The sequence below is a fragment of the Amycolatopsis sp. CA-126428 genome (assembly GCF_002904335.1).
GTDB lineage: Bacteria > Actinomycetota > Actinomycetes > Mycobacteriales > Pseudonocardiaceae > Amycolatopsis.
The window spans coordinates 212,458-230,741 of sequence record NZ_PPHF01000155.1 but is presented as its reverse complement, the minus strand read 5'-3'; the positions used below and the strand labels follow the sequence as shown (position 1 = coordinate 230,741).

The following is an 18,284-nucleotide window of genomic DNA, read 5'->3' as shown; positions in this document are numbered from 1 at the left end:
CCCGTCAGTTGATCTTGACCACGCTGCCGCGCACGGTGACGACACCGCTGGCGGTCAGCTCCGTCTGGCCCTGGCCGGCGACCGAAACCGTGGCGCCCTCGACCTTCACACCCGCGGTGCCGTTCAGCTTGAGCTGGCTGGTCGCCTCGATGCTGGCGTCGGTCTGGGACTTCACGGACACCTTCTGGCCCTTGAGCTCCAGCGGCCCGGCGCCGGCGTCGATGCTCACGCCGTTCTGCGCCTTGACCGTGACGCTCTTGCCGCTGGTCACCTCGATGACCTGGTTCTTCTGGTCGATCTTGACCACGAACTTCGCGTCCGCAGACGACAGGATGATCCCGTCGTCCTCGGCGAACTCGAGCTTGTGGCCCTTCCGCGAGACGAACCCGCGCAGCGCCACCTCGCCGCTGTTGCCGTCCACGACGGGCTTGGTGAACTTCGACGGCGCCGTGTCCTTGCTGTTGTAGAGGCCGCCGAGCACGTAGGGCGCTTCGAAGTCGCCGTGTTCGAAGCCCACCAGGACCTCGTCGCCGACTTCGGGCAGCACCAGCGCGCCGCGGTCGTGGCCCGCGCCCGCCTGGACCGTGCGGGCCCAGGTGCTGGTGAACTCCTTGTCCAGCCACGGGAACGTGAGCTTGACGCGGCCGAGCTTCGCCGGGTCCTTGAGGTCGGTCACCTGCGCGGGGACGACCCCCGGCCACGACGAGTGCTTCGCCCCGCCGGCGACCAAGCCGTACAGCGAGCGTTCCTGGCGTCCCGACACGGCGAACTCGGTGGTGTAGCCGACCTCCTCGTTGAACAGGTGACGGGTGCTGGTGAGCGTGTACTTGCCGGAGAAGGGCTGGCCGACGCCGGTGAGCGTGACGGCGGCGCCCGCGCGCAGCTTCGGGTTGCCCTTCGCGACGCCGTCGAGTTCGGTGCAGGCGCCGCCGAACCGGTCGGCCAGCGCCTTGGCGGTCGCGTCCGCCTCGCCCTGGGTGCGCCGCGGTGCGGCGGCGTCGAGGAAGGGCGGGCTCGCGAACTTCCCGGCCAGCGCGACCGGATCCACCCCGGGCACGTCCGTGCCCGCGTTCTTCGGGGTCGCGGTGGCGGTGATCGGCTGCTTGTTCTCGTAGTCCCAGCCGTTGACCCGCACCTCGGGGACCTGCTCGGCCGCGGTGACGCTGGCGCGCAGGCTGAGCAGCGTCCCGTGGGCTTCGAGGACCAGCGGGTCGGCGGTCGCCTTGGTGCTCGTGGAGGGCGCGCCGGACGGTTTCTCCGGCAGCTCGAAGTTCAGCTTCCCGTCCCGGACGGCGATCTGCGCGCCGACCGCGTCGGCCAGCCGGGACAGGAACTCCCAGTCGCTGACGTTGTCCTGGCTCAGCTGGGTGTTCGGCCGGCCGCCGAAGCCCTTGACGTCGTCGATCTTCCCGGTGGGCAGGTTCGCGCGCCCGGCGACTTTGCGCACGACGTCCGCGATCGTCATGTTCGGGTACGCCGCGACCCGGCGGCCGCGGAACAGCCGGTGCGCGTGGTCGTACCCGCGGACCTCGGTGAACGTGCCGTGCGGGTCGAGGTCGACGGCGACCGCGGTGACCTCGCCCGAGAGCAGGTCCTGCGGGGCTTCGGGGTCGGACGTCTGGACCTTGAGCTTGAGCTTCGCCCCGACCTTGAACTTGCCCTTCTCCAGCACGACGGCCCCGGGGTCACGGAAGCGCAGCACGAAGGTGTCCGGCAGGTTCCGGCTGTCGTCGACGTAGGCGTAGCCGAGCATCACCCGGACGTCGTCGGGCAGCGCGGTGCCTTCGACCTCGACCACGAGGGTGTTCGTGAAGGTCTCGTTAGCCATCGAGCTCCTCCAGCGCGGGCACCAGGAGCCGGGTGCCGGGCCGCAGCCGCATCGGGTCGTCGATGTCGTTGGCGTCGGCGATCGCGCGCCACTTCCCGGCGTCGCCGTAGGCGCGGAACGCCACCGAGGGCAGCGAGTCCCCGGCGACGAGCACGTGCGTGTCCCGGGCGGCGAGCGCGCCGGACGTCGGGTTCTGCCCGCCCAGCTCGCCGGAGATCTCCTCGAGGTTGACCGTGCAGACCGCGCGCACCGGCGTCCCGGACGGGGTGAACAGCGTGTACTTCGCGGTGACGGAGGCGACGTAGGCGGGGAAGCCGGTCATGCCACCCCACTTGAAGATCACCCACGGCGGTGAGGGCTTCTTGTGCTGACGGCTGTCCTCGGTGGCCACGCAGCAGGTGAACAGCTGCTCGACCTTCTTGACGACGGCGTCGTTCATCTTGTCGGTGGCGTCGATGAACATCTCCAGCGAGAGCTTCGCCGGATCGGACCCCTTGAACTGCGGCGGCGCGCTCTTCTTGGCGTTGGGCTGGGCGTCCCGGCCCCATTTGGCGTTCTTGCTGACCGAGAACTCCTTGGGGTTGAACTGGAACTCGATGTCGAACAGCCAGTCGCCGGGCGGCTGCCCGGTCCCGCCGGACTGCGGCGGCTTGTGGACTTTCAGCACCGCGCGCTGGAGGTTGCTGGGCGCGCCCGAACTGTAGGCCGCCGTGGACTGGGAGCCGGCCGAGGTGAAGGTGACGGGCGAGGGCATCGTCTCAGCCCTTCTTCGCCGGGCTGAGGAAGCCGTGGTGGGCCAGTTCGAGGGTCTCGGTGGCGACCTTCGGCGAGTCGGGCGAGAGCTGCGGCCCGCTCCACCGCACCGGGACGACGCCTTCGAGGGCCCAGCTGGCGATCACCTTGCCTTCGAGGGTGCGCGCCTCGATGGTGGCGGTCTTGCGTTCGATCCCGCTCGCCAGGCTGGCGAACCACTTGGTGATCTGCGAGCTGGCCTCGGTGACCGGGCGCGAGAGCTTGATGTTCGAGTACTTGATCCGGGTCGGCAACTGCCAGACCATGCCGTTGTTGCCGCCCTCTTCCCGCTGTTCCATGACGAATTCGCAGCCGAGCCCGTCGCAGCTGGAGAACGCCCCGAGGTTGCCGAGGTTCTTGTCGTCCAGCTTGACGACGTAGCACACGGCAACGGCCTCTTCGGTGTCCGGCATCGGCGCTCCTCCTTCAGTGCGGGCGATCGGTGAGCGCGCCCCGGCGCTCCCGGTCGAGACGGAGTTCGGTCTTGAGACGGCGCAGCAGCGGATCGAACAGCTTCTTGACGAGCTCTTCGGTTTCCGGCGCCTGCTGGTGCGGAGCCGCGGCCGGCGCGGACGCGGGTACGGGTGCGGGTGCGACGGCGGGTTCCGGATCGCGTTGGACAACCGGCGCGGGAGGTGGCGGGTCCGGTGTGGACGGTCGGACCGGGTCGGCGATCCTCGCGACGGGCAGTGGTTCGGCCGGTTCGGCGTGGGGTACCGGGGCGTCGACGGCGCGCGAGAGCGGGACGGCCGGATTGCCGAGGGCCCGGGTCACGGGGACTGCCGGGATTTCGGCCGCTCGTGCCACCGGGAGCGGTGGCATCGCGGGCGCCACGCCGTCAACGGCCGGTGCTGCCGAGAGCTGCGCTGTGGTTCCCGCTATTGGAGCGGGCGCGCCCTCCTGGGTTCGCGCGACCGGAAGGGGCGCGGTTCCGATGGTGCGTGCCGTCGGGGGTGGTGTGGAGGTGGTGAAGTCTTCGACGGATCGTGCCACCGGAAGCGAGGACACCGCGGTTCCCGCCGTCGAGGCTGCCGGACCTTCGACGGACCGTGCCACGGCGAGCAGCGGCACGGCGGTTCCTGCCGCCGGGCTCGCTGGACCTTCGACGGATCGAGCCACCGGGAGCACCGGCACTGCAGCTCCTGCCATCGGACTCGCCGGGCCTTCGACGGACCGAGCCACCGGGAGCACCGGCACCGCGGCACCTGCCATCGGACTCGCCGGGCCTTCGAGGGACCGTGCCACGGGAAGCAGCGGCGTCGCGGCACCTCCCACCGGACTGGTCGGGCCGTCGACGGACAGTGCCACCGGGAGCAACGGCGGCGCAGCTCCTGCCATCGGGCTCGTCGCCCCCTCGACCGACCGAGCCACCGGCAACGACCCGGCACCTGCCGTCGAGCTTGCCGGGCTTTCGAACGCCCCCGCCACCGGGAGCGGAGCACTCTGCATCGCGTCTGTCGCGGCAGGTGCATCCTCGGCGGGCCGGGCGACCGGAAGCGGCGAACCCTCGCTCGCCCGTGTCGCCGGAAGGAATGCGGCCTCTGCCGCGCTCGTCACCGGGAGTGCCGGAGTCTCGAGGGCGCGTGTCACCGGAACCGGTGATTCCTCCGCCGCTCGTGCCACGGAGAGCACCGAGGTCTCGGTCGCCCGCGGCAGCGGCTCCGGCGCAACCGGGCGCGCCGGGGTCTCGACAGCCCGCAACACCGGCAGCGGCGATGCCGACCCGGCGGAAGGTGCCGGGGACTCGTCCGCCACGGGTGCCGCGGAAAGCGCCGAACTGCCTTCCGTTCCCGGCAACGGAAGCGCTCGTGCCATCGGCAGCGGTGGCTCCTGCGCCGCCGGTACGCCGGAACTCTCGGCCGCCCGGGACACCAGCAGCGACGAATCCGGCGCCACCGGATTCCCGGCCGCGCCTGGCATCTGCCGCGGAGAATCCTGCGCCGCCGGTCCCACCGGCACCGCCGAGGTTTCGATCGCTCGCGCCACCGGCAGCGACGGCTCACGCGCCGCCGACCCCATCGGCACCAGCGGCTCGGCCGCCGGTCGCGAGGTCTCCGCCATTCGCGACAGCGACGAAGCTGGCGCTGCCGAGGTCTCAGCCGCCCGGGACACCGGCAGAGGTGACTCCTGAGCCTTCGGCACGACAGGAAGCGCCTCGGCCGCCCTCGGGACCTGAGGAAATGGCTCCTCCACCCCTCTTGTCAGCGAAACCCCCGCCGAGACCGAACCCGACGAGCCCTCCCCCGTCCGCACGACCGGCGCCACCGCGTCCTCGCCGATCCGCGCCACCGGCAAGGACGGGGAAACGCTCGTCGAGCCGCCCGGTGTCCCGGGCGGCTCCGTGGTCCCGGAACGGCTCTCCGGGGTGTCGAACGGGCGGAAAGTGTTCACCGGCGGCGAACCGGTCGTCCGCGACACCGGCTCAGCTGGTGGACCCGAAGCGCTCGAGACCGGCGAAACGTCGTCCGCGAGCCGCGACACCGGAAGAGGCGGGCCGGGATCCGGCAGCATCGGCGCGCCGAGTCCGAGCCGCCGTGGTGCGGCCTGCTCGGTCCGCTGGACGAGCGGCAACTCGGGCCGCGCCGGCTCGGCCGGGGCCGGGGGTTGGGGTGCCGGTGGCTCCGGCGCCGCCACCGGGACCACCGGGGCGTCGCCGGCCACCGGAGTGTCCACAGGGGACGGCTCCGCGATCGCCTGGAGGGTCCGCACCGGCGGGCCGCTCTCGGCCGCCGCGGACGTCAGCGGCGGCACGGTCTCGCGCGCGGTGACGACCGGCAACACCAGCGGCAAGTCCGGTTCGCCGGACCGCTGCACCGAGGCGCCCCGAAGCCGGGACGGCGGCCCCGGCTCCACCAGCGGCATGGGCACCTCCGCCGGGCGCACCAGATCACCGATGACGCCGGCGGGTTCCGCCGGGCCGACCCGGTGCCCGAGCGGCTCGAGGTAGCCCGGACTCTGCCAGGACGACAGCGTCGAGCTGAACCGCTGCACCGGGTTGACCAGCGGGTGCTCGGTCAGGACGCGCCGGATCGGTGCCACGCTCCGCCACTCCGCGCGCTTCACCGGCAGCGCGGCCGGCTCAGGCGCGGGCACCGGCACGGGCGGCGGGCCCGCCTCCTTCCTGCGAAACCACATCGTGCGTCACCGTCCCTGGCTCATCCGGGTGTTGATCCGGGCGATCTCGGCGACGTAGGTCAACCGGTCGGGGTGTTCGAGGTCGAGGATGTCGTCGAGGGACCAGTGCAGGTGGTAGGCCACGTACGCGACTTCCTCGTGCAGCCGGTCGGCCGCGTACGTCACGATTCCCCCAGGCGGCCACCGGCGACGTCGACGACGAAGCTGTGGCCGCACTCGGGGCAGGCGACGCCCGCCCTGGTGTGGCCTTCGCTGTTGACCCGGCGGTACATGTCCTGCAGGAACGCCAGGTCGGAGGCGAACAGGTTCTCGATGACCCCGGCGTGCACGTCGGTGATGTCGCCGATCCGGGTGACCACCCGGGCCAGCAGCACCACCGTGAGGAACGCCGAGTTCTCGCGCACCCGGTCGTCCCGCAGCGGGATCAGCTCGTCGCGCGCGGTGGCCAGGCGCATCACGCCGGAGTGGTGCACCTTGCCCTCGTCGTCGACGTACCCGCGCGGGAGTTCGAACGCGAACTCCGTCCGCAGCTTCGGCCGTTCCGCCCGGGGCTCCCCCGCCGGGGCGGCGGGGGCTTCCTCGACCGGAGCCGACGCCATCACCCTGCGCATCGGCTCACTCGACTTCCATCTGCTCGTAGGTGATGACGAGCTTCTCGGTGAGCACGCTCGTGTCGCCGGCCTTCAGCGAGCCGATCTCCAGGCTCTTCGGCCACGCGTTGGTGAGCTTGTAGCGCTTGAGCGCGGTGCCTTCGTAGTCGTAGACGATGATGGCGCCGCCCTTGCGGGCGGTCGCCATCTTGCCGAAGTGGGCGTCCTTGACCCACTTCTCGAAGCTGTTGTCCTCGGTCAGGCCGCGGGTCAGCGTGACCTCGCCGGCCTTGGGGCGCCCGGGGAGCTTCTTGATGACGTACTTGCCGTCGACGGTGTTCTGCTTGAGCTCGATGACGTCCTGCTCCATCTTGAGGCCGGAGACCTCGGAGATCTGCTTGATCTGGACGCCGTCGATCTCGAGCCCGAAGGAGTGGCCTACCGCCTTGTCAAGATCGGGAAGTGCCATTGCGAAGCCCTTTCATCACTCGTTGACGAGGCTGGTGCCACCGGACATCTGGGCCAGCCGGAAGATCACGAACTCCGCCGGTTTCACCGGGGCGATGCCGACTTCGCAGATGACCTGGCCGAGGTCGATCCCCTCGGCCGGGTTGGTCTCGCGGTCGCACTTGACGAAGAAGGCCTCGTCCGGGGTGAGCCCGAACAACGCGCCCTTGCGCCACTCCATCACCAGGAACGCGCTGATCGTGCGCCGGATCCGCGCCCACAGCGCGTCGTCGTTCGGCTCGAACACGACCCACTGGGTGCCGCCGAGGATCGACTCCTCGAGGTAGTTGAACAGCCGCCGGACGTTCAGGTAGCGCCACGCCGGGTCGCTCGACAGCGTCCGCGCGCCCCAGACCCGGATGCCCTTGCCGGAGAACGACCGCACGCAGTTGACGCCGATCGGGTTGAGCAGTTCCTGCTCCGCCTTGGTCAGGTGCGTCTCGAGCGCGAGCGCGCCGCGGACGACCTCGTTGGCCGGGGCCTTGTGGACGCCGCGGGTGGCGTCGGTGCGGGCCCACACGCCGGCCATGTGGCCGCTCGGCGGGATGTACGTGTTGGTGCCCGACGCGGGGTCGAGGACCTGCACCCACGGGTAGTACAGGGCGGCGTACTTCGAGTCGTAGCCGGCCGCGTCCATCCGCCAGCTGCGGACTTCCTGGGGGTTGAGCGCCGGCGGCGGGTCGATGATCGCCATCCGGTCGCCCATCAGCTCGCAGTGCGCGATCATCGCCAGCTGGACGGCCTTGACGGTGTCGAGGTCGATCAGGTCGCGCTGGTAGGCGGCCATCAGGTCCGGCGCCGCGACCATGGTGATCTCGTCGATGGCCTCCAGGCCGCCGAACCCGGTGCGGTCGGCGACGTCACCGACGTAGTCGTTCGCCGCGACCCGGCCCGGGACCGGCGGGGCCTCCGCCTCCTTCGGCGGCGCCGAAAGCACCGCCGTGCCCTTGTCGGGCTTCGTGACCGCGCCGCCGGTGGCGACCTCTTCGATGGTGATCAGGCCGGACTTCTCCCGCACCGCGGTGACGACGTTCTCCTTGGTGCGCTTGGTCGTCACGTTGTGCGTTTCGACGACCTTGCCGTCCTGCTTGACCAGCACGGTGAACCGGTCCTCGGCCGGGTTGTCGCCGGTCGGGTCGGCCACCTCGACGGTGATCTCGCCGCCCTGCTTGCCTTCCGGCAGCTCCTTCGCGACGAAGCGGTAGCCGCCGAGCACGGCCTGGCGGGCCTCGATCTGCTTCGGCGCGGCGCCGTTGTTCTGGGCGCGCGACCCGCCGATGCGGACGATGTAGCAGTTGCTGCCGCCGTTGAGGAAGTAGCCGTAGACCGACTGGGCCAGGTAGCAGCCCTCGAGGAAGTCACCGAAGGTCTGGGTGAACTGGCCCCAGTTGGACACCAGCGTCGGGGTGTTGAAGGGACCGTCCGCCGCGAAGCCGACGAAGGCGGCGACCGCGGTGCCCACGCCCTCGATCGGCCGTGCGCCCGCCTCGATCTCCTCGACGTACACCCCCGGCGTGAGATAGGTGGGCATGCGTGCCTCCCTTGTCGACGCACAAGTCTTGTCCCCGGCGATGCTGCTGCCAGGGCGTTCCGCGCGGAACGACCGTGCGGCTAGGCCCGCGGGAACCGATCTCTGCCCTTAAAGGCAACTGCCCGTTCGGGCAGCCGTGCCCGCCCGTCCGGTCGTTGGCAACCGGCCCGGCAGAGCCGACAGTTGAACGCATGCCAACGGGCCGGGACAAGGCGCCACGGGAGCCGTCCGGACAGCCGGCGCGGCCGGTCCGGCCCGCCCCGCGGACGACGCCGCCCGGGTTGCTGCGCCTGCAGTCCTCGGCGGGCAACGCGGCGGTGTCGGGCCTGGTCGCGTTGCAGCGGCAGGGCTGTCCCGCTCCCCCGGTCGCGCCGCCCGGCGTGACGCCGGCGTCCGATCCGAAGTTCCAGTCGCTGAAGAACGACGTCGCCGGCAAGGCCAAGACGGCGAAGGCACACCCGCCCGCCGGCGCGGAGGTCAAGCAGGCGCAGGACGCCGCGGTGGCGCCGCCCGACGACAAGGACGCGCAGGCCAAGGCCGCCCAGGCGGACAAGATGGCCGCGGCGAAGCCGGCCGGCTTCGACAAGGCGGCCTTCATCGCGGCGGTGAACACCGCGATCGCCAAGCAGGCGCCGAAGAACCTCGACGAGGCCGACAAGTTCGCCACCTCCGGCAAGGCGGACCAGGTGAAGACCGAGGTGCTGGGCAAGGTCACCAGCGGCAAGGACGCCTCGGCCAAGGACGTCACCAACCGGACGAAGGAACCGCCGGACCCCGGCCGGGCCGTGGAAAAGCCGGTCACGCCGCTGCCGCAACCACCGGCCCCGCCGGCGCTGGCGCCGCCGGACGCCCGCAGGGCGACCCCGGACAAGGCGCCGCCCGAGCAGACCGATCTGCGCGCCGGCCAGTGCGAAACCCAGGGCGCGATGGCCGCGGCGGGCGTCACCGAGCAGCAGCTGGCCGAGTCCAACGAGCCGGAGTTCACCGGCGCACTGGCGGCGAAGCGGGAAGGCGAGCAGCACACGGCTTCGGCGCCGGCCGCGGTCCGCGAGTCCGAGGCCGGGCAGCTGGCCGCGGTGACCGGCGCGGCTCAGGCGTCCGGCCAGGCGGCGATGGCGGGCATGACGGGCGCGCGGTCGTCGTCGGCCCAGCGGGGCCAGGCGGCGAAGTCGGCCACGAAGTCGAAGGACGAGCAGGACCGGGCGCGGATCACCGGCGAGATCAAGGCGATCTTCGACGAGACCAAGACGAAGGTCGAGGGCGTGCTGGGCGCGCTCGACGACCAGGTGGCGAAGAAGTTCGAGGCGGGCGAGGCGCAGGCCAAGGCCGCGTTCACCGCCGACCACCAGGCGCGGATGAAGCGCTACAAGGACGAGCGCTACGACGGGATCACCGGCGCGGCGCGCTGGGCGTACGACCTCTTCGCCGACCTGCCCGCCGAAGCGAACAACCTCTTCCTCGAGGCCAAGAAGGTCTACGAGTCGAAGATGCAGGGCGTCATCGGCGACATCGCGGACTTCGTCGGCCAGAAGCTGTGCGAGGCGAAGCAGCTGATCGCCGACGGCCGCGCCCGCGTGCAGCAGAAGGTGGCGTCCCAGTCACCGGCGTTGCGCAAGATCGCGGGCGAGGCGGCGAAGGAGTTCGGCGGCCAGTTCGACGACCTCGAGAAGTCCGTCGACGAGAAGCAGGATGCGCTGGTCGAGGACCTGGCCCAGAAGTACGGCGAGGCCCGCAACGCCGTCGACGAGGAGATCAAGACGCTGCAGGCCGAGAACAAGGGCCTGTGGAGCAAGGCGCAGGAAGCCGTCGGCGGTGCGATCGAAACGATCCTCAAGCTGAAGGACATGCTGCTCGGCGTGCTTTCGCGGGCCGCGAACGCGGTCGGGTTGATCATCGCGAAGCCGATCGAGTTCCTCGGCAACCTGGTCAACGCGGTCAAGACCGGCGTCATGAACTTCGGCGCCAACATCGTCCAGCACCTCAAGGACGGCCTGAAGGGGTGGCTGCTGGGCAACCTGGCGAGCGCGGGCATCGAGATCCCGGAAGCGCTGGACGCCAAGGGCATCCTGAAGATGGTCCTGTCGCTGCTGGGCCTGACCTGGGCCAGCGTCCGCGCGCGGATCCTGCGGTTCATCCCGGAGCCGGTGCTGGCGAAGCTGGAGCAGACCCTCGACGTCGTCAAGATCCTGCTCACCGAGGGCGTGCCGGGCCTGTGGCGCTGGATCGTCGCGAAGCTCGGCGACCTGAAGGAGATGGTGCTCGGCCAGATCAAGGACTTCGTGATCGAGAAGATCGTCAAGGCGGGCATCACCTGGATCATTTCGATGCTCAACCCGGCGGCGGCGTTCATCAAGGCCTGCAAGGCGATCTACGACATCGTCATGTTCTTCGTGGACAAGGCCGCGCAGATCAAGGAGTTCGTGGATTCGGTCCTGGACTCGGTGGAGTCGATCGCCCGCGGTGGCGCGGGCGCGGTGGCGGGCCTGATCGAGCGGACGCTGGCGAAGGCGTTGCCGATGGTGCTGGGGTTCCTGGCGAGTTTGCTGGGGCTGGGCGGGATCTCGGAAAAGATCAAGTCGGTGCTGGAGAAGGTCCAGGCCCCGGTCGGCAAGGTGATCGACTCCGTCGTGGGGACGATCGTCAAGGCGGGCAAGAAGGTCTGGTCGAAGCTCAAGGGCAAGAAGGGCAGCGGGGTACCGGACCCGCGCAGTGCCGGCCAGAAGCAACAGGCGCTGGCCCAGGCCAAGCAGGCGGCCGACGCCGAGATGCGCAAGCCGAACGCCACCCAGCACACGGTCGAAGCGGCGCTGCCGAAGATCAAGGACACCTACCAGCTCACGACGATCGCGCTGGTGCCCACCAGCAACGGCAAGTTCAAGACCCACCTGGAGGTCAACCCGACCGACGACACCGGCGAACTCCCGCTGGGACCGATGGCGCCGGTCGACGAAGCGAAGGTCTACCTGGGCAAGCGGTTCGTCGTGAAGGCGACCAACCGGGTCGCCAAGGTCACCGACGTCCGTCCCGACGGCTGGGTGACGCTCCAGTACGAGCTGGAACGCAACGCCGGCGGCCGCAGCCGGAGCTCCGAAGGGCGGCCGGCGTTCCCGGTGCTCAAGTTCCTGGCCAACACCCCGAACGGCGGGCCCGAACTCGCGCCGGCCGAAGGCGGCGCGAGCCAGACGCAGTACACGATCGACGGCAAGACACTGCGGCCCGAGTACCACGACGTCCGCGCGGTCTTCTACGGCGGCTCCCACAAGTACAGCGGCCACGACGCCGCCAAGATCGCCGCGGTGATGCGGCCGGACGGGCTGACGTTCACCTGCCCGGGTGTCCCGTTCCTCGGCATCGCCCCGCACGTCGCCGCCCGCGTCAAGCCGAACAACGCCGACAACTACGCGCTGGACCACCGCAAGTCCGTGGCCGGGCACTGGAACACCCAGGGCCGGGAGAAGGGCCAGACCGACCGCTCGCAGTTCTACGCCGATCCGGGCAACCTCGAGGTCCTGTGTGCGTCGTGCAACAGCAAGAAGGGATCCAAGGACGCCGACACGGGTGCGGCCGAGCGGTACCGCAAGGACGTGGAGATCCCGGGCTTCACCGGCCCCGACGGGAAAGAGTGACGAACCTCCGGGAAGCCGGCTCGGTCACCTTTTCAGGTGCACCGATTGGGTGACGTCGGCTCAGGAGTTTCGCAAGGTGCGCCCCAGCGGTACGGCGTGCGTCAAACTGACGTGGTGGTGGACGCGCCGGATGGCCGGAACGAATTCAGCGGATCGATGACCGGATCACTCGTCCAGACCGGTGCCATCCACGGGGGACTCCACCTCTATTCCATGCCACCATCAACTGTCGTACCGCACCAATTGCCGGCCGCTCCGCAGCTGTTCGTCGGGCGAGCCGACGAGCTGGCAGCACTGGATGACGCTGTCGCTTGCCTGCAAGCCACCCCGGTCTCGCTCATCGCCGGGGCCGGCGGTATCGGCAAGACCGCACTGGCGTTGCACTGGGCCCACCGCAGGGTAGATCGGTTCCCCGACGGACAGTTGTATGTCAACTTGCGAGGCTTCGACCCGTCCGGCGATCCGGTGCATCCCGAGTCAGCAGTGCGTGGATTTCTCCATGCGTTGGGAATCAATTCAAAGTCAATCCCCACAGGGCTTGACAACCAGTCCGCACTCTATCGGAGTTTGCTGGCCGACAAGCGAATACTGATTGTATTGGACAACGCTCGCAACACAAGGCAAGTAGTTCCCCTGCTGCCAGGCAGTCCGACCTGCATGGCGCTGGTCACCAGTCGCGACCACCTGACCGGACTGATCAACCTCCACGGCGCACGGAGGTTACCCCTCGACGCGATGGGGAACGCGGAAGCTCGCACCCTGTTGACCGGCCGGCTCGGCGCGCAACGCCTCAACGCCGAACCTCATGCAGTGGACGAGCTGCTTGCCTACTGCGACGGGTTTCCGTTGGCTCTGAGCATTGTAGCCGGGCAGGCCGCCGCACACCCCGACTTCCCGCTTTCGGCACTGGCAGATGAACTGCACGACACCCCATCCAGGCTGAACGCCCTGAACGACAGTGATCCCGCATCGAGCCTCCCCGCCGCGTTGCGGTGTTCCTTCAGCGCTCTCCCCCTTCGACATGCCGACGTGTTCCGGCACCTGGGCCTTGCCACAGGACCGGACATCAGCCTGCATGCCATCGCCAGCCTTAACGCATTACCCTTGCACCAGGCGAGAGAAGCATTGAGAGGCCTCGAACAAGCTTCCTTGATTCACCAACACGCGCCACATCAATATCGTATACATGACCTGATCCGACTGGGCGCCACTGAGCAGGCACAACACGACCTGCCGGAAGACATCCGAAAAACCGCCCTCCGCCGACTGGTCGATTTCTACGTGCACACCGCGGCCAACGCGGACAGGCAACTCAATCCATCCCGGGAATTGGTACCATCGCCACCACTTCAGCGCAACGCATTGACGAAGCAATTCAAGGGCAGGAAAGAAGCTCTCGAATGGTTTCACCTGGAGCATGACAACCTGGTCGCAGCCTCACGTATGGCAGCGCGAAACCGCTTCTACGAGCAAGCCTGGCATCTTCCGTGGAACTTGACTACGTTTCTTTATCGCCAAGGATACTGGAGCGATCTGATTGCCATCCACCTTGACAGCCTGACAGCAGGCGACCGCATTGCCGACAGTACAGCGAAGGCGAGGAGCCACCGAATCCTTGCCAGTACATATATGAGACTAGGTCACGAAGGCGACGCGCTCAATCATGCCCAACAAGCCATCGACCTGTTCACCAAACTGGGGGACCACATCGGTAGAGCCGGAGTAAAACTGACCCTAGGTCTGATCAGCGAGCGCAGAAGTGATTTTACACAGGCACTGGAGTATGCCGCGGACGCACTGGAAATATTTCGTTCCGAGGGAAACCGACAAGGCGAGATACGCGCCCTCAGCTCACTCAGCTGGAATCTTGCTCGAACAGGATCCCATCCGCACGCCCTGATGCGTTGCCTTGAGGTCCTTGTCATGACAAGGGAACTGAAAGACGCACACGGCGAGGCTCACGTGCTCGACACGATAGGCTACTGTCATCATCGAATGGGAAACCCTCGCGAGGCAGCCGAGCACTATGGTCAATCCATCGACAAGTACCAGGACGCCGGCGATTGGTTCAACATGGCCGGAACACTAGGGCATTTAGGTGACCTATTCCACGGTCAAAATGACCACAATGCCGCGCGCAGTGCATGGGCTCGCGCCGAAGCGATCTTTGAGAGACTCAAGCATCCAGACTTGGCCAAGATCCAGCGTAAGCTGAGAGATATTTCCGCGCATTGACGATCCGCTGCCACTTCAATGCGAGCACCTGAAATCCAAGGCGAGATGACGTGGGTATATACTACCGTCGCAAATTTCAAGCCGAGAGACCCCGAAAGGAAACCATGGAGGCCATCACATGGGATCACGTGCGAAGTCTTGCAAATGACCTGTCGAGCTTGATCCGCAAAAGCGAATGTCGACCGAATCTGATAGTGGCGGTTGCTCGAGGCGGATTCATCCCAGCCAGGCTGCTTTCGGACGGCATCGGGGTAAAAAAGCTGTCGAGCATAGGGATTACATACACGGATAGCAGCCGATCTCGCCGTGAGGTGTACACGACCCCCTCTCCACTCGGAGCCGGGGACAGCGTTCTCTTGGTCGAAGACGCGCTGGAGTCCGGCCGAAGCCTGGCCGAAGCCCGCGACATCCTGGCCGACAAGGGAGCCACCGTGTGGACGGCAGCCCTCTACTACCGCTTCGATTCCGTTGTCAAACCGGACTTCTCCCTGGGGGCGCTGGACAAAATTCCCAGCTTCCCCTGGGAATAGCGCGTGCACTCAGCCGATCAGGCCTCTTCTTCGGCCTCTTCCTCACGCTGCACGAAGGTCTGCGCCATCTTCTCTTCGCCTTCCTCGGCCTCCGGCGTTTCCTCCCGCTGGACAGCCGCCGATTCCTCCGGAGAAGCCGCGGAATGCCCGCCGTCTTCACAACGCTGCACCGCGGGCCCAGCGGCCGCCGGCGCAGACATCAGCCGGTCCGCGTTCGACACGGCCTCCCGCTCGAAGCGGTCCGAAGGATCCGACACCTTCACCCCGCCCCCGGCGTCCGTCCCGTCCACCGGCCCGCTCCGCTGCTGCACCACGTGCGTCAGCTCGTGCGCCAGCATGTGCTTGCCGGAATCGGAGGACGGGTCGTACTTGTCGCGCTGGAACACGATGTTCGAGCCCACCGTGTACGCCTGCGCGTTCACCGACTTCGCTGAGTCGTGCGCCGCCCCGTCCGTGTGGACCCGGACGTCGCCGAAGTCGTGGCCGAAGCGGGTCTCCATGTCCTCGCGGGTCGCGGTGTCCAACGGCGAGCCGCCGCCGGAACCGACGACGTCGTGGACCGGTGAGCGCTCCTCCTCCACCAGCGACGACGTCCCCGCGTTGCCCACCGCGCGCTGCAAGCCCAGCATGCCCGCCGGACCCAGGACGTCGGTGCGGCCGGCCGCGGCCGCCCGGCCGAGGAGGTCGTGGTCGTCCCGCTCGATGCGGTCGCCCTTCGGCCGCAGGGCCGGTTCGAGGTCGTTTTCGTGACTGTGCCCGCGCATGACAGCTCCCTCCGCCGCCCGTAAAGCTTGCCCCGCCGCCGCGCCGCGCGCCAGACTGGCGGGCCCGTCCGGAAGGGCAGCGAAACCTGCCCCCACGGGCAGTTCAGCCGTCCGTCACCATCGCCAGGTAGGGCCCGAACTCCCGGTCGAGGCAGAGCCGGCCCAGCTTGCGGTACTCCCGCGCGACCGCGCCGACCAGGTCGCTCATCGCCACCGGGCGGCCCGCCTCGGCGGCCAGGTACGCGCCGGTGACCGCGGCCGACCGGATGTGCCCGCCGGCCAGTTCGAACGCCTCGGCGAGGAACCCCAGGTCCAGGTCCGCCCCGCGTGGCATCCGGACGCCCAGGCAGCGGTCCCACAGCCGGTGCCGGAGGGCGACGTCCGGCAGCGGGAAGTCGACGATGACGTCGAGCCGCCGGGTGAAGGCCTCGTCGAGGTTCGCCCGCAGGTTGGTGGCCAGCACCGCGATCCCGTCGAAGGTCTCCATCCGCTGCAGCAGGTACGCGCTTTCGATGTTGGCGTACCGGTCGTGCGCGTCGCGGACTTCGGACCGCTTGCCGAAGATCGCGTCCGCCTCGTCGAAGAGCAGGACGCCGTTGACGCCGGACGCCTCGGTGAAGATCCGCTCCAGGTTCTTCTCCGTCTCGCCGACGTACTTGTCGACCACGGTCGCCAGGTTCACGGTGTAGAGGTCCAGCCCGAGCGACGAGGCGATCACCTCGGCGGACATCGTCTTGCCGGTTCCCGAATCCCCGGCGAAGAGCCCGGTGACGCCCCGGCCGCGGCCGCCGCCCGGGCGCATCCGCCAGTCGTCGAGCACCTGGTCGCGGTAGCGCGCCCGGGCCGCGAGTTCGTCCAGCAGGGACAGCACGCCCGCCGGCAGCACCAGGTCGGGCCAGCCGACGACCGGTTCGATCCGCCGCGCGAGCCGTTGCAGGCCGGCCGCGTTCTGGCTGCGCGCCCCCGCCCGGACGTGGGCGGTGCGGACCAGCCCGTCGTCGGCCAGCGCGGTCACCGACGCGGCCTTCGCCGCGCGGGCGATCTGCCCGGGTCCCAGCACGAAGTGGGCGGTCTCCTCCCCCGGGTCGACGCCCGGGGCGAGCCAGCCGTCGAGGCGGCTGCGCCAGAGTTCCGCGCGGGCGGCGCCGGACAGCGGCAGCGCGTCGAGCTGCAGCGGCGGCGTCGCGCTCCAGCGCGGGTCCCAGGCCCCGGTGCCGTGCGCCACCAGCGGGATCGCCGGGTGCGCCAGGCCCTCCAGCCGCGGGTCCTCGACCGGGCCCAGCACGATCCCGGCGCCCCGCAGCAGCGCCTCCCGCCGCAGCGACGCGGTGAGCTCGGCGTGGCCGGGCTCGGCCTGCCAGCGCGCCGCGTCCACCACCAGCGCCGGGTAGCCGGCCTCGGCCAGCGCGCCGACGCCGAGCTCTTCGGCCCCGCCACCGGGCTGTTCCCTCAGGTAGACGAGCCCGACCCGGCCGCGGATCGCGCGGGCGAGCCGCTCCCGGCCCGGCACTTCGACGAGCTCGGTGCCCAGGTGCGCGCAGCCGGCGAGCTCGGGCGCGAGCCGGTCGTCGCCGAGCAGGTGGTTGACCACCCGGTCGGGCACGCGCAGCGTGCGCGAGAGGAACGGCCGTTCGTCTTCGCCCACCGTGAGCAGGCCGCAGGTGACCAGCGGCGAGTCGGCGTCGAGCCGGGCGCGGCCGGCGGCCGACGCCTCGGGGAGGCCGCACAGCCGCAGCGCGAGCCCGGCGCTGGCGCGGCGTCGGGTCACGTCGTCGTTGAGGTAGCCGTAGAACTGCTCGAACCGGCTGTCCAGGTCGGGGGCGAGCGCGACCAGCAGCAGTTCGACGTCGACACCGGTGAGTCCCGCGCGTTCGGCGAGCAGCCGCAGCCGGCCGTCCGGGACGGAGTCGGTGAACGGCGTGAACGGCTCGCGGAGCCCGTCCAGCAGCGCATCGATCGTCTCGTTGGACAGGTACAGGCCGCGGAACGGGTCGTCGGGGTTCGGGTCGGCCGCGCGACGGCTGTCGACGGCGTCGCGGATGCGCTGTTCGAGCCGGGCCAGCCGCTCGAACAGGTACTCCAGGCTCACCGGGGCTTCCGGTGGGTGCGCGCCATCGCGACCCGGCGCTGCCCTTCGACGGCCCCGGTCGCGGACACGTGGTGCCCGAGGAGCTCGCCGTCGCCGGTGTCGAGCCTGAGGCCTTCCTTGGCGGGCGGCCCGGCCGGGTAGACGCGTCCACTGTGGATCGGCGCGGAGACGACGACGTCCAGCGACGGCTTGAGTTCGCCGCCCAGCGCGGTCCACACGTCGGCGAACGCGCGGTCCTCCGGAGGCGGCAGCGCGACGGTCATCGGCACCGGCAGCCCCATTTCGGCCAGCGAGCCGGTGAGCATCTCGACCGGCACGGCTTCGTGGCGCAGCAGGCCGAGCAGCAGGTCCGACAGCACCCGGTGCTCGTCCTCCGGCCGCTGGGTCCAGGCGGTGACCAGGTAGGACAGCTTGACGTGCTTGGGCGGCAGGTGCCGCGCCGCGACCTCACCGCGCTGGTCGTACTCGTTGAGCAGCCCCCGCGACCGGCGTCGCATGTCCTCGCGCACGTCGTAGAGGTAGATGTTCACCGTCGGAGCGTTGCGCCGGGCGGCCCAGTCCTTGGTGGGTGCGTCGAAGGCGACGTCGACCTCGCTGCCGCGCAGCGCCTCGTCCTTCACCAGCCGGCGCAGCGCCTCGTCGACCTCGTGGATCACC

The 18,284-nt window shown here is 69.5% G+C and carries 14 protein-coding genes; 3 read left to right on the top strand and 11 right to left on the bottom strand.

Going from position 1 to position 18,284, the window contains the following annotated elements; all coding sequences use genetic code 11:
* Positions 1 to 4: 4 nt before the first annotated feature.
* The 8 genes from C2L58_RS39640 to C2L58_RS39605 are packed head-to-tail and all read right to left on the bottom strand — an operon-like array spanning position 5 to position 8,383.
* Positions 5 to 1,828, bottom strand: a complete 1,824-nt coding sequence (locus C2L58_RS39640) for a VgrG-related protein (RefSeq protein WP_103342741.1) — start codon at positions 1,826 to 1,828, stop codon at positions 5 to 7.
* Positions 1,821 to 2,582 carry a CIS tube protein gene (locus C2L58_RS39635; RefSeq protein ID WP_103342740.1) on the bottom strand — a complete coding sequence of 254 codons (762 nt, stop codon included), beginning with the start codon at positions 2,580 to 2,582 and terminating at the stop codon, positions 1,821 to 1,823. The genes C2L58_RS39640 and C2L58_RS39635 overlap by 8 nt, the downstream gene beginning before the upstream one ends.
* A gap of 4 nt (positions 2,583 to 2,586) precedes the next feature.
* Positions 2,587 to 3,033, bottom strand: a complete 447-nt coding sequence (locus tag C2L58_RS39630; RefSeq protein WP_003098522.1) for a phage tail protein — start codon at positions 3,031 to 3,033, stop codon at positions 2,587 to 2,589.
* A 13-nt stretch (positions 3,034 to 3,046) separates the two neighbouring features.
* The gene (locus C2L58_RS39625; protein WP_103342739.1) at positions 3,047 to 5,755 is read right to left on the bottom strand and encodes a hypothetical protein; all 2,709 of its coding nucleotides are present in this window, start codon (positions 5,753 to 5,755) and stop codon (positions 3,047 to 3,049) included.
* A gap of 6 nt (positions 5,756 to 5,761) precedes the next feature.
* A complete protein-coding gene (locus tag C2L58_RS39620; RefSeq protein WP_003098516.1) occupies positions 5,762 to 5,920 on the bottom strand; it encodes a DUF6760 family protein in 159 nt (52 codons plus the stop codon).
* Complete coding sequence (locus C2L58_RS39615) at positions 5,917 to 6,366, bottom strand: hypothetical protein (protein WP_013226671.1); 450 nt, start codon at positions 6,364 to 6,366, stop codon at positions 5,917 to 5,919. Before C2L58_RS39615 ends, C2L58_RS39620 begins: the two co-directional genes overlap by 4 nt.
* Before the next feature lie 4 nt (positions 6,367 to 6,370).
* Positions 6,371 to 6,814 (bottom strand): phage tail protein, encoded by a 444-nt coding sequence (locus C2L58_RS39610; RefSeq protein ID WP_091311556.1) that lies wholly within the window; start codon positions 6,812 to 6,814, stop codon positions 6,371 to 6,373.
* A 15-nt stretch (positions 6,815 to 6,829) separates the two neighbouring features.
* Positions 6,830 to 8,383, bottom strand: a complete 1,554-nt coding sequence (locus C2L58_RS39605) for a phage tail sheath family protein (RefSeq protein ID WP_103342738.1) — start codon at positions 8,381 to 8,383, stop codon at positions 6,830 to 6,832.
* Between the two features lie 191 nt (positions 8,384 to 8,574).
* On the opposite strand from C2L58_RS39605, the gene C2L58_RS39600 reads away from it, so the two are divergent.
* The 3 genes from C2L58_RS39600 (at position 8,575) to C2L58_RS39585 (ending at position 14,774) form a co-directional block, all read left to right on the top strand.
* Positions 8,575 to 12,009 carry a phage tail protein gene (locus tag C2L58_RS39600; protein WP_233226192.1) on the top strand — a complete coding sequence of 1,145 codons (3,435 nt, stop codon included), beginning with the start codon at positions 8,575 to 8,577 and terminating at the stop codon, positions 12,007 to 12,009.
* A gap of 45 nt (positions 12,010 to 12,054) precedes the next feature.
* Complete coding sequence (locus tag C2L58_RS48930) at positions 12,055 to 14,244, top strand: ATP-binding protein (RefSeq protein WP_146073761.1); 2,190 nt, start codon at positions 12,055 to 12,057, stop codon at positions 14,242 to 14,244.
* 104 nt (positions 14,245 to 14,348) lie between these two features.
* Positions 14,349 to 14,774, top strand: a complete 426-nt coding sequence (locus tag C2L58_RS39585) for a phosphoribosyltransferase (RefSeq protein ID WP_103342734.1) — start codon at positions 14,349 to 14,351, stop codon at positions 14,772 to 14,774.
* A gap of 17 nt (positions 14,775 to 14,791) precedes the next feature.
* Here the strand turns inward: C2L58_RS39585 and C2L58_RS39580 are convergent, their stop codons facing one another.
* From C2L58_RS39580 to C2L58_RS39570, 3 genes are all read right to left on the bottom strand, one after another.
* Positions 14,792 to 15,538 carry an eCIS core domain-containing protein gene (locus tag C2L58_RS39580; RefSeq protein WP_103342733.1) on the bottom strand — a complete coding sequence of 249 codons (747 nt, stop codon included), beginning with the start codon at positions 15,536 to 15,538 and terminating at the stop codon, positions 14,792 to 14,794.
* 103 nt (positions 15,539 to 15,641) lie between these two features.
* Complete coding sequence (locus tag C2L58_RS39575) at positions 15,642 to 17,627, bottom strand: ATP-binding protein (RefSeq protein WP_103342732.1); 1,986 nt, start codon at positions 17,625 to 17,627, stop codon at positions 15,642 to 15,644.
* Positions 17,624 to 18,283, bottom strand: a complete 660-nt coding sequence (locus C2L58_RS39570) for a DUF4255 domain-containing protein (RefSeq protein ID WP_103342731.1) — start codon at positions 18,281 to 18,283, stop codon at positions 17,624 to 17,626. Before C2L58_RS39570 ends, C2L58_RS39575 begins: the two co-directional genes overlap by 4 nt.
* Between the last annotated feature and the right edge of the window lies 1 nt (position 18,284).